This window comes from Staphylococcus simulans (assembly GCF_047037175.1).
Classification (GTDB): domain Bacteria; phylum Bacillota; class Bacilli; order Staphylococcales; family Staphylococcaceae; genus Staphylococcus; species Staphylococcus simulans_C.
In genome coordinates this window covers 362,172-375,674 of sequence record NZ_CP178241.1, presented here as the reverse complement: position 1 = coordinate 375,674, position 13,503 = coordinate 362,172, and the positions used below count along the sequence as shown (strand labels likewise).

At 39.0% G+C, this 13,503-nt stretch carries 15 protein-coding genes; 1 reads left to right on the top strand and 14 read right to left on the bottom strand.

Annotated features, from left to right (window positions below):
* Positions 1-19 precede the first annotated feature (19 nt).
* The 11 genes from rnc to ACFCT9_RS01740 form a co-directional block, all read right to left on the bottom strand.
* Positions 20-727 carry a ribonuclease III gene (gene rnc, locus ACFCT9_RS01790; protein WP_412521605.1) on the bottom strand — a complete coding sequence of 236 codons (708 nt, stop codon included), beginning with the start codon at positions 725-727 and terminating at the stop codon, positions 20-22.
* A 159-nt stretch (positions 728-886) separates the two neighbouring features.
* A complete protein-coding gene (locus ACFCT9_RS01785; RefSeq protein ID WP_002480667.1) occupies positions 887-1,120 on the bottom strand; it encodes an acyl carrier protein in 234 nt (77 codons plus the stop codon).
* Positions 1,121-1,244: 124 nt separating this feature from the next.
* Complete coding sequence (fabG, locus tag ACFCT9_RS01780) at positions 1,245-1,982, bottom strand: 3-oxoacyl-[acyl-carrier-protein] reductase (RefSeq protein ID WP_412520339.1); 738 nt, start codon at positions 1,980-1,982, stop codon at positions 1,245-1,247.
* Positions 1,975-2,901, bottom strand: coding sequence for an ACP S-malonyltransferase (fabD, locus tag ACFCT9_RS01775; protein ID WP_412520337.1), 927 nt, complete (start codon positions 2,899-2,901; stop codon positions 1,975-1,977). The genes fabG and fabD overlap by 8 nt, the downstream gene beginning before the upstream one ends.
* Entirely contained in the window at positions 2,894-3,880 is a 987-nt protein-coding gene (plsX, locus tag ACFCT9_RS01770) for a phosphate acyltransferase PlsX (protein WP_412520335.1), read from the bottom strand. Before plsX ends, fabD begins: the two co-directional genes overlap by 8 nt.
* 7 nt (positions 3,881-3,887) lie before the next feature.
* Positions 3,888-4,445 carry a transcription factor FapR gene (gene fapR / locus ACFCT9_RS01765; RefSeq protein ID WP_412520333.1) on the bottom strand — a complete coding sequence of 186 codons (558 nt, stop codon included), beginning with the start codon at positions 4,443-4,445 and terminating at the stop codon, positions 3,888-3,890.
* Between the two features lie 177 nt (positions 4,446-4,622).
* Entirely contained in the window at positions 4,623-6,677 is a 2,055-nt protein-coding gene (gene recG, locus ACFCT9_RS01760) for an ATP-dependent DNA helicase RecG (protein ID WP_412520331.1), read from the bottom strand.
* Between the two features lies 1 nt (position 6,678).
* The gene (gene sdaAA, locus ACFCT9_RS01755) at positions 6,679-7,548 is read right to left on the bottom strand and encodes an L-serine ammonia-lyase, iron-sulfur-dependent, subunit alpha (RefSeq protein ID WP_412520329.1); all 870 of its coding nucleotides are present in this window, start codon (positions 7,546-7,548) and stop codon (positions 6,679-6,681) included.
* Positions 7,549-7,566: 18 nt separating this feature from the next.
* Positions 7,567-8,229: an L-serine ammonia-lyase, iron-sulfur-dependent subunit beta gene (sdaAB, locus tag ACFCT9_RS01750; protein ID WP_412520327.1), complete on the bottom strand. Its 663-nt coding sequence runs from the start codon at positions 8,227-8,229 to the stop codon at positions 7,567-7,569.
* 239 nt (positions 8,230-8,468) lie between these two features.
* Positions 8,469-10,115, bottom strand: coding sequence for a fatty acid kinase catalytic subunit FakA (gene fakA / locus ACFCT9_RS01745; RefSeq protein WP_412521604.1), 1,647 nt, complete (start codon positions 10,113-10,115; stop codon positions 8,469-8,471).
* A 12-nt stretch (positions 10,116-10,127) separates the two neighbouring features.
* The gene (locus ACFCT9_RS01740) at positions 10,128-10,502 is read right to left on the bottom strand and encodes an Asp23/Gls24 family envelope stress response protein (protein ID WP_412520326.1); all 375 of its coding nucleotides are present in this window, start codon (positions 10,500-10,502) and stop codon (positions 10,128-10,130) included.
* A gap of 346 nt (positions 10,503-10,848) precedes the next feature.
* On the opposite strand from ACFCT9_RS01740, the gene rpmB reads away from it, so the two are divergent.
* Entirely contained in the window at positions 10,849-11,037 is a 189-nt protein-coding gene (gene rpmB, locus ACFCT9_RS01735) for a 50S ribosomal protein L28 (protein WP_000517908.1), read from the top strand.
* A gap of 212 nt (positions 11,038-11,249) precedes the next feature.
* Here the strand turns inward: rpmB and ACFCT9_RS01730 are convergent, their stop codons facing one another.
* Genes ACFCT9_RS01730 through rsgA form a run of 3 tightly spaced genes read right to left on the bottom strand, consistent with a single transcriptional unit; the run spans position 11,250 to position 13,446 of the window.
* Positions 11,250-11,894: a thiamine diphosphokinase gene (locus ACFCT9_RS01730; RefSeq protein ID WP_412520321.1), complete on the bottom strand. Its 645-nt coding sequence runs from the start codon at positions 11,892-11,894 to the stop codon at positions 11,250-11,252.
* A gap of 14 nt (positions 11,895-11,908) precedes the next feature.
* Positions 11,909-12,571 carry a ribulose-phosphate 3-epimerase gene (rpe, locus tag ACFCT9_RS01725; protein WP_412520320.1) on the bottom strand — a complete coding sequence of 221 codons (663 nt, stop codon included), beginning with the start codon at positions 12,569-12,571 and terminating at the stop codon, positions 11,909-11,911.
* Positions 12,571-13,446, bottom strand: a complete 876-nt coding sequence (rsgA, locus tag ACFCT9_RS01720) for a ribosome small subunit-dependent GTPase A (protein WP_412520318.1) — start codon at positions 13,444-13,446, stop codon at positions 12,571-12,573. Before rsgA ends, rpe begins: the two co-directional genes overlap by 1 nt.
* Positions 13,447-13,503: the final 57 nt, after the last annotated feature.

Sequence of the window (13,503 nt, the reverse complement as noted above, 5' to 3'; positions counted from 1 at the left end):
ACTGTTGAACACAGCTTGTTCATTGTTTCTGATTCATCACTTTATAAGCCTTTTCTGCGGCTTTTTGTTCTGATTCTTTCTTCGTTCTGCCTTGGCCTTCTGCCACAGCTTTGCCTTCTAATAATACTTCAGAAGTAAATAGGCGATGATGTGCCGGTCCTTCTTCATGGACTAAATGATATGTGACACTGCCTTTATTTAAACGATGGATATATTCTTGGAATTGTGTCTTGAAATCAACGACACCCATTAATGCATCATCTTCAACATATGGGAAGATAACTTCTTGCGCAAATTGCCATACAACATCTAAGCCTTGGTCTAAATATAATGCACCGACAAAAGCTTCAAAGGCATCTGACACTAATGAAGGACGTGTGCGTCCGCCTGTTTTTTCTTCGCCCTTGCCTAATAGAATTAATTCATTCAATTTGATTTTATTCGCAAATATTACAAGTGAGGGTTCACAAACGATGGTTGCGCGCATTTTTGTCAGATTTCCTTCAGGCAAACCTGGATATTTATCATATAAATAGCGTGAAACCGTCAATTCTAATACCGCATCTCCTAAGAACTCTAAACGCTCATTGTGCGCAAGTCGGTCCATATTAAAATCGTTGATAAAACTTGAATGTGAAAATGCTTGTTGATACAGAGGTAAATGATCATAAGTGAGATGTAGCATCTCCATTTTTTGTGCAAACTTCTTATTAAAAGTCTGCAGCATTGCTTCTTTCTTATGCTTGGTCAAAAGATGACCTCCTTTTAATTTTACAGAATACAACATCGCGCCATAAGCGCTTATGTGTCTCATTTTACGTGAATTTTATGCAAAACAAAAGAAAAATCTGAGTCGCTGTATAAGACGACTCAGATAATATTGTTATTATTTTTCAAGGTTGTTGATGAAGTTTACTGCGTCACCAACTGTATTGATTTTTTCAGCTTCTTCATCTGGAATTTCAGTACCAAACTCGTCTTCTAATTCCATCACTAATTCTGCGATATCAAGTGAGTCAGCGCCTAAATCATCTTTGAAAGATGCATCTTCAGTTACTTTGTCCGCATCTACACCTAAACGGTCAACGATGATATCTTTAACTTTATCGAAGTTTTCCACGTCGATTCACCTCCTTTAAAAAGCCTATACGACTCTATTATTTTCCCATTTTATCATCAAGAATACAAGTAGGATAACCTTATAAAATAGTGTAATCCCACTACTTCTCAAGAATTATGGGTGATTATTCCATGAACATTCCGCCATTGACATGAATTGTTTGGCCAGTAATGTATTTTGCTTTGTCAGAAGCTAAGAATGCGACTGTGTTCGCAATATCTGTATCTTCACCGAAGCGACCTAATGGAATTTGTGATTTCATTTGATCTTTAAGCTCGTCATTTAACGCATCTGTCATATCAGAAACGATAAAGCCTGGTGCGACCGCATTCACTGTAATACCACGTGATGCAAGTTCACGCGCAGCTGTTTTTGTTAAACCGATAACGCCTGCTTTCGTCGCTACATAGTTCGCTTGACCTGGATTGCCGACAGCACCAACTACACTAGATAAGTTGATAATCGCACCGCTTCTTTGTTTCATCATTTGACGCGTTGCTTTTTGGATACAGTTGAACACGCCTTTTAAGTTCGTGTTGATCACGTCATCCCATTCTTGTTCTTTCATACGCATTAATAAATTATCGCGTGTGATACCTGCGTTATTCACTAATACATCTAAAGAACCGAATTGTTTTACGACTTCTTGAATCATGTCTTTGACTTCATCAGGATTTGCGACATTGGCTTGAATCGCAAAGGCTTCGACACCTTTATCCTTGATTTCAGCTACCACTGCTTCTGCTTTGTCTTTATTACCTGCATAGTTAACTGCGACATTATAGCCTTCTTCAGCTAACTGTAACGCAATACTGCGTCCGATACCTCTTGAAGCTCCTGTAACTAATGCACTTTTACTCATGTTCATTCCATCCTTTAACATCTTCGAGTGTTTGAATCGAAGTTAATTTAACATCTCTGTTGATTTTTTTAATTAAGCCCGATAAGACTTTACCTGGTCCGATTTCAATAAAGTGATCGACACCTTGTTCAATTAAATATTCTGTTGACTTAATGAATTGAACCGGTGAATACAATTGTTTCACCATATTTTGTTTGATGACTTCAGCATCTGTTTCAGCTTGTGCATGATAGTTTTGAACCACTGGAATTTCAGCATCATGCCATTCGAATTGATTGATGTAAGCTTCGAAGTCTTTTTCAATGACTTGCATCATTGATGAGTGGAAAGGTCCTGACACTTTTAATGGTAAGACACGTTTCGCACCTAAGCTTTTGCCTTCTTTCACAATACGATCAATCGCTGTTTTATGACCAGAAACCACAACTTGACCCGGTGAGTTGATGTTCGCTGGTTCAATGATTGAACCTTCTTCAGATAAATCTTCACAGATTTTTGCGACATCCTCATAATCTAAGCCAAGTACTGCAGCCATACTGCCGACACCGCTCGGGAACGCTTGTGCCATTAATTCGCCTCTTTTACGGACGATTTTAACCGCATCTTCAAACGCTAAGACTTTTGCGGCAACTAAGCTTGAATACTCACCCAAGCTATGTCCCATTGTATAGTCTGCATTGATATGATCCAACGCATTTAACAATGCGATACTATGTGTTAATAAAGCAGGTTGTGTATTTTCAGTTTCACCTAGTTTGCCTGCTTCATCTGTAAACATAGTTTCTAACAAATCAAATCCTGCCGCTTCTTGTGCAGCATCTAAGATTTCAGTTGCTTTTGTATCTTGTTGATACAAGTCTTCTGCCATCCCTACTTTTTGTGCACCTTGTCCTGGAAAAATAATCGCTGTTTTACCCATTTTGTTCACCTACTGTCTCTTTCATTACTTCAACAATACGTTGTTCTCCTGCCACTTTCGCTTGGCGAATCGCAGAATAAAACGCTCTCGCATTGGAACTGCCGTGTGCTTTCACCACAATACCATCTAAGCCAAGTAATACTGAACCGCCATACTCAGCGTAATCCATTTGTTTTGTCATGTTGCCTAAATCTTTCTTCAATACTAAGGCAGCTAATTTATTCTTAAAGCTTGCCATCAATGTAGACTTTAACATTTTACCGATAGATTTTGCAGTACCTTCTAAGTTCTTCAAGACCATATTGCCTGTGAAGCCGTCAGTGACCACCACATCTGCCGCATCTTCCATCAATGTCTTCGCTTCAACATTTCCTGAGAAATGGAATGATGTATCAGCTTTCATCAAATCATAGGTAGCTTTAGTTAAGCTATTACCTTTTTTCGCTTCCGTACCGATATTTAATAAAGCCACTTTCGGAGCACCGATACCACGGATTTTCTCAGCGTATATATTGCCGAGTTGTGCATATTGTAATAAATGTTCTGGTTTCGCATCCGCATTTGCGCCGACATCTAAGAAGACAAAGCCTTTACCAGAAATGGTTGGTAAAGTTACCACAAGTGCTGGACGTGCAACACCTTTAATACGACCGACAATAAATAAGCCTGCTGACATCAACGCACCGGTATTCCCAGCTGAGACACAGCCCGCTGCTTCACCGTCTTTGACTGCTTGTGCAGCTCTGACCATTGAACTGTCTTTCTTACGTTTAATGGCACGTACCGGTTCATCTTCCATTTCGATTTCTTCTGTCGTATGACGGAAATCCAAACGGTCATGTTTCAAAGTACACTGTGCTTCATCTCCGAATAAAATTATATGTAAATCTGGGAAGTCCTTCAACGCTTGTTCTACCGCTTCAAGTACGATACCCGGTGCGTCATCTCCGCCCATCATATCAATGGCTAATGTCACCATTTCGTGATCACTCCTCGTCATAATAATACATTTTAAATGTACCTCTAAATACACATTTATCTTTCACATAAGACGAAACTGCTACAGTAATATATTTCGAACCGAAATCTACCACTTGCGCAAAGGCATGGACTGTATCATGCAGTTTCACTTGCTTTAAAAACGTTACCTGGCAATCTCTTGTCAGCACCATATTCTTTTGAATCAAAGCGACACATAATGAATTCGCTTGCGCAAACAAAATATGGCCACGTGCAATGTCATTACGAGTGAAGACGGAATCTTCCGTAATATAGATTAAAGATTCTGCGGTCACATCTGGTTCTACCCGGATTAAATCCCCGATAATCTCATTACCTTCAATCGCACGGATATGCTTATAGTTATGTTCAGCAACAGTTTTAATACGTTTACGTAGTTCTGGAATCTTCAAATACGTTCTATCTAATCTGATGGTTTGAATACTGACAGAAAATAAATCACTGAGTTCATTATCAGTCATAAAGGGGTTTTCCTGCAGTCGTTGTTTAATCGCTTCTCGTCGTTCTTGTTTCTTCAACTTCATCGCCTTTACCCCCTAATTAGTACCAAGTCTTAAGACTACCTACATATCATATCATTTTCTCTTAAATTTGCTCAACAAAAAACACAACAGCCTCATTAAGTTTAGTGTATCGAAATGAGTCTGTTGTGTCATTTATTGTTATACGGCAGGCTTTGTAGCCCTTTATTCTATGGTCGTTTAATCAAAACTTGTATGCAAGAGATTTTGTTCTACGAAGTTGCGCAAAATGGCATATTCATCCGTAAAGAACGTACCAGATTGAATTAATTCCGCCGCTTCATCTCTCGCAACTTCTAACATACGATAATCTTCGACAATATTAGCGACTAAGAAATCAGGCAGACCACTTTGTTTTACGCCGAAGAAATCTCCGGGTCCACGCATTTCTAAATCACGTTCACTCAATTCAAAGCCATCTGTCGTTTGTGTCATAATCGTCATACGTTCAATCCCTGTTTCTGTTTTAGGAGATGCGATTAAGACACAGTAACTTTGATGGTCGCTTCGTCCAACACGACCTCTTAATTGGTGTAGTGTAGACAAGCCGAAACGATCAGCATCATAAATCATCATAAACGTCGCATTCGGTACGTTCACACCTACTTCGACCACTGTCGTTGATACTAAAATATCAACCTCATGTCGATTAAAGCGCTGCATCACGTCATCTTTTTCATCTGCCGGCATTTTACCATGCAATAATCCAACACGACCCACGCCATAATGCTGTTCTAGCGATTCATATAATTCAACTACGTTTTGTACATCTTCTAAGTGCTCAGAACTTTCTATCAGCGGACAAATCACATAAGCTTGTCTGCCTTTATTTAATTCAGCAGACATTTGATTCAATACCGAATCATAGGCTTCATGTTTAGCCCACATCGTTTTAATAGGTTTACGTCCTTTCGGCAATTGTTTGATAGACGAAACATCCATTTCACCGAATACCGAAATCGCCAATGTTCTTGGGATAGGTGTAGCGGTCATAAAGAGGACATTGGTCATCGCACCTTTTTCACGTAAAGCTTGACGTTGATTGACCCCAAAGCGATGTTGTTCATCGGTAATTACTAAGCCGACATTTTGGAAAGAGACATCATCTTGAATCAAGGCATGTGTCCCGATTAAACAATCAATCGTGCCGTTTTCCAGCTGTTCTAATAACAGCTTTCTCTTTTTGCCTTTGACTGAACCTGTCAGCAATGCCACATTCATGCGCTCGCCAAACAAGTCTGTTAAGCTTTCCGCATGTTGTTCTGCCAGAATTTCAGTAGGAACCATTAATGCAGATTGATAGCCTGCTGTTTTTAAAGCATACATACATAATGCGGCTACAACTGTTTTACCTGAACCTACATCCCCTTGAAGCAGACGGTGCATGCGCAGCGGCGCTTTCAAATCTCTGAAGATTTCATTAACCGCTGTTTTTTGCGCATCTGTTAATTCAAACGGCAAGCTGTTAATAAAGTTTTTGACCTTAGCTAAATCGTAATCAATTTCAATCGCTTCATCACTGGATTTCTCTAAACGGTTCAGCCACTGCATGCGTAATTCAAATAAGAAGAGTTCCGTAAAGGCATAAGTTCTTCTCGCCTTTAATAACGCACGCTTATTATCCGCGTAATGCAATGTTCTGATTGTTGAAGCAAGTGATTCTAATTTATATTTTTGTCGTAATGCTTCAGATAACCATTCGTTAATTTCAATATCATCTAACACCTTACGAATAATATCTCGCAGTGTCTTTTGTTTAATACCTTCTTTAATACGATAGACGGGTTCTAACTGTTCATTGTCTTGTGATTGTTCTGGTTGATTCGTCGTAAAGAGACGTGTACCGTTAATTTCTTGTTTGGCACGGTTCCATTTCCCTTTAATCGTCACATGATCATGCAGATTAATTTTCTTTTTCAGATACGGTTGGTTAAAGAACACTGCTTTAACAGCAATATTATTGACCATTAAATGGACGGTTACTTTTGAACGGTTTCTGCCAAAAAAAGCGACAGTGGGCGTAGTGTAAACTTCGCCGACCACTGTCACCGTTGATTGATCTTCTGCTTCATTTAAATCAATGACACTATTATCTTCATAGCGTACAGGTAAATAAAGCACTAAATCTTCTACGTTATAAATATTCAATTCATTTAACACCGCAATCCGTTTCGGACCTAAACCTTTGATTTGGTCTAACGTATACGGCTGATCAATGAGGTTTACTTTAGACATGTTAATCACCAAATATTTGTTGTTTTAAGCGTTGGCCGGTTGGTGTTCCAGCGAGGCCGCCACGTCCTGTTTCACGCAGTGCAGAAGGCATCGTCTGCCCGATACGATACATTGCTTCTATCACTTCATCTGTCGGAATACGCGACGTCACGCCCGCAAGTGCCATATCCGCTGACACAAGCGCATTAGAAGCCCCTGCCGCATTTCTTTTTACGCAAGGCACTTCAACTAATCCCGCGACCGGGTCACATACTAAACCTAGCATATTCTTCATGCAAATTGCAAAAGCTTCAGCCGATTGCTGCGGGGTACCGCCTGCCATTTCAACCGTTGCAGCGGCAGCCATCGCAGCAGCAGAACCGACTTCCGCTTGACAGCCGCCTGATGCACCTGAAATTGAGGCATTGTTCGCAACCACAAATCCAAAGGCCCCTGCCGTCAACAAGAAGTTCAACATGTCACGTTGTGTTGGATTAAAACGCTGTTTAATCGCAAATAATACGCCCGGTACAACACCAGCTGAACCCGCAGTCGGTGTCGCACAAATTTTCCCCATCGCTGCGTTGACTTCATTTGTTGCTACGGCTTTGCTGACCGCATCTAATAAAATAGGACCAGATAAAGCTTGGCCGCTTACTAAATAGCGTTTAATCAACACCGCATCGCCACCTGTTAAACCTGTCGTAGAGGTTACCCCGTTCAATCCCTCTTCTAAAGCATTTTCCATTGTTTTAAAATGATGCGACATCCCCGCATACACTTCTTCAGCTGTGACACCTGTCACATCCATTTCTTGTTCTAACATAATTTCATGAATCGCTTTGCCTTCTGTTTCACATCTCTGCACTAATTCTTCTACTGTTTGAAACATTTGAATCCCCCTCTCTTTTTATTCTTCCATTAAGGATACAGCTGTGACATCATTCACCAATCTAATTCGATCTAAGACCGCTTCATCCGGTCTTTCATCCAATTCACACGTCATTAAAGCTGAATCTCCTTTTTCTTTACGCGCCACTTGCATCGAACCAACATTAATACTTGCTTCGCCTAAAATATTCGTTACACGACCGATAGTTCCAAAAGTATCTCGGTGAAAGACTAAAAGTGTTGGATAATTCCCAGAGATACTAATTGGGAAACCGTTGATGGCTACGATTTCAATTTTACCGCCGCCGATAGACACACCCTCTACTGATAATGTCTGATCATCTTTAGTCATACTTAACACTGTAGTATTTGGGTGCGGTTTATCTTCATGCATCGAGATAAAGTTAACTGTCATCCCTAATGCTTCTGCTGTCTGCAGACTTGTTATGATACGATCATCGTCGGTATCATATCCAAGCAATCCTCCGACTAATGCCACATCTGTCCCATGACCTTGATACGTTTCCATAAATGAACCATACAGATAAATATCTACACGTTCTGGTAACCCCCCGAAAAGTTCACGTGCGACCATACCGATTCTCACTGCCCCTGCTGTATGAGACGAAGAAGGTCCGACCATCGTCGGTCCGATAATTTCAAAAACACTTTTAAATTTCATGCCAATTCCCCCTTACCACTTTTTTGATTATTGCAACTATTTTAAATATTATAACAATTATCCGCGTAAATAAGCACTTATTTTTACACTAATCTTACAAAACTTTTTTATTTACTCATTTTAGCCACATGCAAACTATAGCTTTTGCATCTTTATGCTTACACACAGAAAAATTCACTTAGAGCTTATTTCGTCTAAGTGAATTTTTTATAATACGATGCTTTATATGATTTTCAACATTATTCTACAGAGAATAAATAAGGGTAAATCGGTTGATCACCGACTTGTTCATCGACTTCCGCATCTGGATATGTTTCTTCTAACCATTCTGTTAATGCTGAAGTTGTGTCTGCATCCGCATCTTCACCTGTAATGACTGTGACAATTTCAGTATCGTCATCCATCATATCAGATAATAATGCTTTTGCTGCTTCTAATTGCGTCTTCTGACTTGAAACAATTTTACCTTCTTTAAGGCCCATAAATTCGCCTTCTTTGATTTCCACGCCATCAATTGTCGTATTACGTACCGCATTCGTAATAGAACCAGATGTTACATCCTCTAATGCTTGTGTCATATTAGCTTGATTATCTTCTAATGACGCATCTGGCACATATTGGAACATTGCCGCAATCCCTTGTGGAATAGATTTCGTTGGAATGACAATTGTTTCTGCCTCTACAATCTCAGCTGCTTGATCACTTGCCATTTGAATATTTTTATTATTCGGCAAGATAATTGCTTTTTTCGCACCAGATTGTTCAATAACTTTGACAATATCTTCTGTTGATGGATTCATCGTTTGGCCACCATTGATAATGGATGTCGCACCCATTGATTTAAAGATTTCGGAAATACCTTCACCCATAGAAATCGCAATAATCGCAGTTTCTACTTGAGAAGTTTGATTGTCTGATTTTTGTTTTTCTTTATTTACCACATTACGGTGTTGTTCACGCATATTTTCAGCTTTGACTTTGATTAATTCACCATACTCTTGGCCATAGTTGAAAACTTCACCTGGATGTTCAGAGTGCACATGCACTTTTACAATTTCATCATCGTTGATGACAAGTAAAGAATCGCCGAATTTAGACATATCTTCACGGAATTCTTTTTCATCAAATGGACGTTTATGTTTATCGAAGCGGACCATCATTTCCGTACAATAACCGTAAATGATATCTTCTGTATTAATGACACCATGGAAATCATGTTCGTCATTCACGAACGTTTCTGTGTCTAATTTAGGTTTTGTGGCTTCGATTGTTTCACCTTTCATTGCTTTTAAGAAACCTTCATAAACACACATTAAACCTTTACCTCCACTGTCGACAACGCCGACTTCTTTTAATACCGGTAATTGGTTAGGTGTGTTCTCTAAAGCAATTTCACCATTCGCAATAATGGCTTCTAAAACTTCCATACAATCTTCTGTCGTTTGTGCTTTCTCTACACCTGCTTTAGCCGCTTCTTTCGCAACGGTTAAAATTGTCCCTTCGACAGGTTTCATAACTGCTTTATAAGCTGTTTCAATTCCTGCTTCAAAGCTTTCAGCGAAAGCTTTCGCATCTAATGATTCTAGGTCTTCCATATTCTGACAGAAGCCTCTAAAAATTTGCGATAGAATAACACCTGAGTTCCCGCGGGCACCCATTAATAAGCCTTTAGAGAATGTCTTCCCTAAGGCCCCGATGTGATGTGAAGCATTTTGTTCGACTTCTTCTCTCCCAGAAGTCATTGTAAGGTTCATGTTCGTCCCTGTGTCGCCATCTGGCACGGGATAAACATTTAATGCATTGACTAGCTCTGCATTATTCGATAAATTTTGTGCCCCTTGGATCACCATGTCGGCAAATAATTTACCATCTATTTTGCTGATCATCATGTCTTCCTCCTAATGTTTCTTGCCATAATTATTTATACGTACACCCTGTACATAAATGTTGATTGAATTTACTTTTAAGTTTAATGTTTTTTCTAAAGTATATTTAACAGTCGATTGCACGTTATTCGCTACTTCAGAAATCTTAATGCCATAACTTACTATAATATACATATCAACGTCAATTGCTTTGTCATTTGAACGCACCACGATGCCGCGTGCATAATTTTCATGACCTAAAATTTCCGCAATGCCGTCTCTGACTTGTTGTTTGGATGCCATTCCGACAATACCATAACATTCTACGGCTTTCCCGCCTACTACTGAAGCGATCACTTCATTGGAAACGTCAATATTGCCGTATTCATTGGTAATTTCTAATGTCATTATGAGTTCCTCCTTAAATATAGGTCTAATCAGTTATGATTTATGATGGGTAATCATTACTTTCTATTATATAATGATTACTATAATTTTGCCTTTTATATGCCGGATTTTACTCTTGGCTTATCCTATAAAAATCATTGCGTGGTTATCGTCCACATTGTTTCGTTTTAACAAAAACGCATACATAGACATCTACAAATTATAACACAATTTTGTTCCTAGTTTAGAATAACTTAAAATATTCTTGAATGCCATAATTTTTGGTTGCCAATTCGAAAAATGTATGCTAAATTAGGTAAGTATATCATAAGTCAGTGTGTTTATATTTATTAAAGGAGGTACTTTCATGGGTAAACAATGTTTCGTAACAGGTCGTAAAGCTTCGACTGGTAATCGTCGTTCACACGCTTTAAACTCTACTAAACGTAGATGGAATGCTAACCTTCAAAAAGTTAGAATCCTAGTAGACGGAAAACCTAAAAAAGTTTGGGTTTCTGCACGTGCTTTAAAATCTGGTAAAGTAACTAGAGTTTAATAAATATTAAGCACATGACAAAAACGACTCGTATGTGGCGGGTCGTTTTTTTCTTGTCTTCAAACCTAAATCATCTGTCACATACATCGTATTGTGAAAAAACAAGCAGTTGTTGGTGCCTTTGCATCATCAGCTGCTTGTTCTGTTTCTATTTATTTACGTATGCTTTATTAAAACACATCGTTATTCTTTCATGCGTTTTATTCTACTCCTTAATGTTTAGCATCTCTGCTTCTGATGGCTAAGATACCGCCAGATTCTACTTCAATCGTACCGCGGTAAGCTTCAATTTCGTTAGAAATGGTTAATGTTGAGCCTTGGTAGAGTGTTTGGTGGTGAAGCGGATATTTAAAGCCTGTCAGTGAAATAACCGTATTGGCTTTCTGTGGTACAAAAGATACATAAGGCAAATGCTTATCATACATCATATGATATTCACCTTTCTCTAAATAAGAGATTTCATTATTTGTATCAATAATACGTACGACAATACCTGCTTCTACATATTCAGGCACTTGAAGTAACTGTACCGCCCCTAAAAAGTGATCTAATCTGCCGCCTGTAGCACCATAAATATTAATCTCATCAAAGCCGCAATCAACAGCTTCTTTCACACCTAATCCTAAATCTGTATCAGCTTTTTCAGCTTTAACTGGTTTAATGTCCAGTTTATTTTTTAATTCTGATCGTTCCTCATCCGTTACAGAATCAAAGTCACCTAATGAAAATATCGGTTCAATTTCATGTTCAATCAGAATCAAAGCCCCGCGGTCTATACCGCCCCACTCTTCGTCTGATTTATCTTCTAATAAATGTTTCGGCAAATGACGATCGCCGCATAATAAGTTGATTTTCATAACTTTATCCTACCTTATTCTGAAGGTTGTACTGTCGATTTTAATGTATCGACTACAGCTTGATAGCTGGCTTGTTTAAAGAAATAAGAACCTGTCACAAGCATCGTTGCGCCTGCTTCGACACATTTTTTGCCAGTAATCGCATTAATACCGCCATCCACTTCAATGTCAAAATTCAAATTGAATTTCTCTTTAAACGCTTGGAGTGCCGCGACTTTCTCTACACTGTTTGAGATAAAAGCTTGACCTCCAAAACCTGGATTAACTGTCATAATCAACACATAGTCTACATCATGCAATATCGGTTCAATCGCAGCGACGGCAGTCCCTGGATTAATAACCACTCCTGCTTTTGCGCCATGTGTATGAATGAGTTGAATCGCACGATGAATATGCGGTGTTGCTTCATAATGTACAGAAATCATATCTGCACCTTTAGACGCGAATTCTGGGATATATGCCTCTGGATTTTCAATCATCAAATGTACATCAATCGGTAAATGCGTACCAGCATTCACAGCCTCTAAAATCGGCAAACCAATCGAAATGTTCGGCACAAATTGACCATCCATGACATCAAAATGTACACCGTCTACACCTGCTGCTTCTAAGTCTTCTAATTCTTGTTTTAAATTTAAAAAGTCCGCTGATAAAAGGGATGGAAATACTTTAACCATTAATATCTTTCCTTTCGTGCTGCAATCTCTTCAAACAATTGTACATAGTGCGCATAACGAAATTGTGCAATATTGCCCGCTTCCACCTGCGCTTTAACATTACATTTCGGTTCTTTCATGTGATTACAATTTCTGAACTTGCAGTTTTGTCCGTATTCTTGAATCTCTAAGAAATAATCTTTCACTTCATCCTTTTGAATATGATCAAAATCAAGTGCACTAAACCCAGGCGTATCTGCCACAAAGCCTCGATTTCGTTCAAATAACTCGACATGACGTGTCGTATGCTTTCCTCGATTTAATGATTTTGAAATTTGATTCGTTTCTAATTGCAAATCAGGACGATATGCATTTAATAGTGTCGATTTACCTACACCGGATTGACCGCTCAATACTGCTAAACCATCGCCCCATGCATCGAATATCGCTTCGACATCATCATCTTTACCGACAAATTGCGTTTGATACCCAATCGCTTGATAAACCGCTAAATCCTTCTCTATTTGTGCGATTTGCGCTTCTGACGCCATATCCTTTTTCGTTACCACAATACGTGGTCTAAGTTCATAAGAATGCGCAATCACTAAAAAGCGATCGACCAATTGCGTCGAAAAGTTCGGTTCGACTGCACTCATCACAATAATTAAATGGTCAATGTTGCTGACAGGGGGTCTTTTCAATTCATTTTGACGTTCATGTACGTGATGAATATAGCCTTCTGTCACATTTTCAATTTCAAAATCTACAATATCTCCGACAATCGGAGAGAATTTTTTCTTTCGGAATAGGCCGCGCGGTTTCGTGTCAAAGAGCTCACCATCTGAGTCCACACGATACACACCGCTGATCGACTTGATTATACGTCCTGTTCTCACCGAGACACCTCTCTTATTTCGTTCATTTTCACTAATACATTATACCAAACGTTGCCT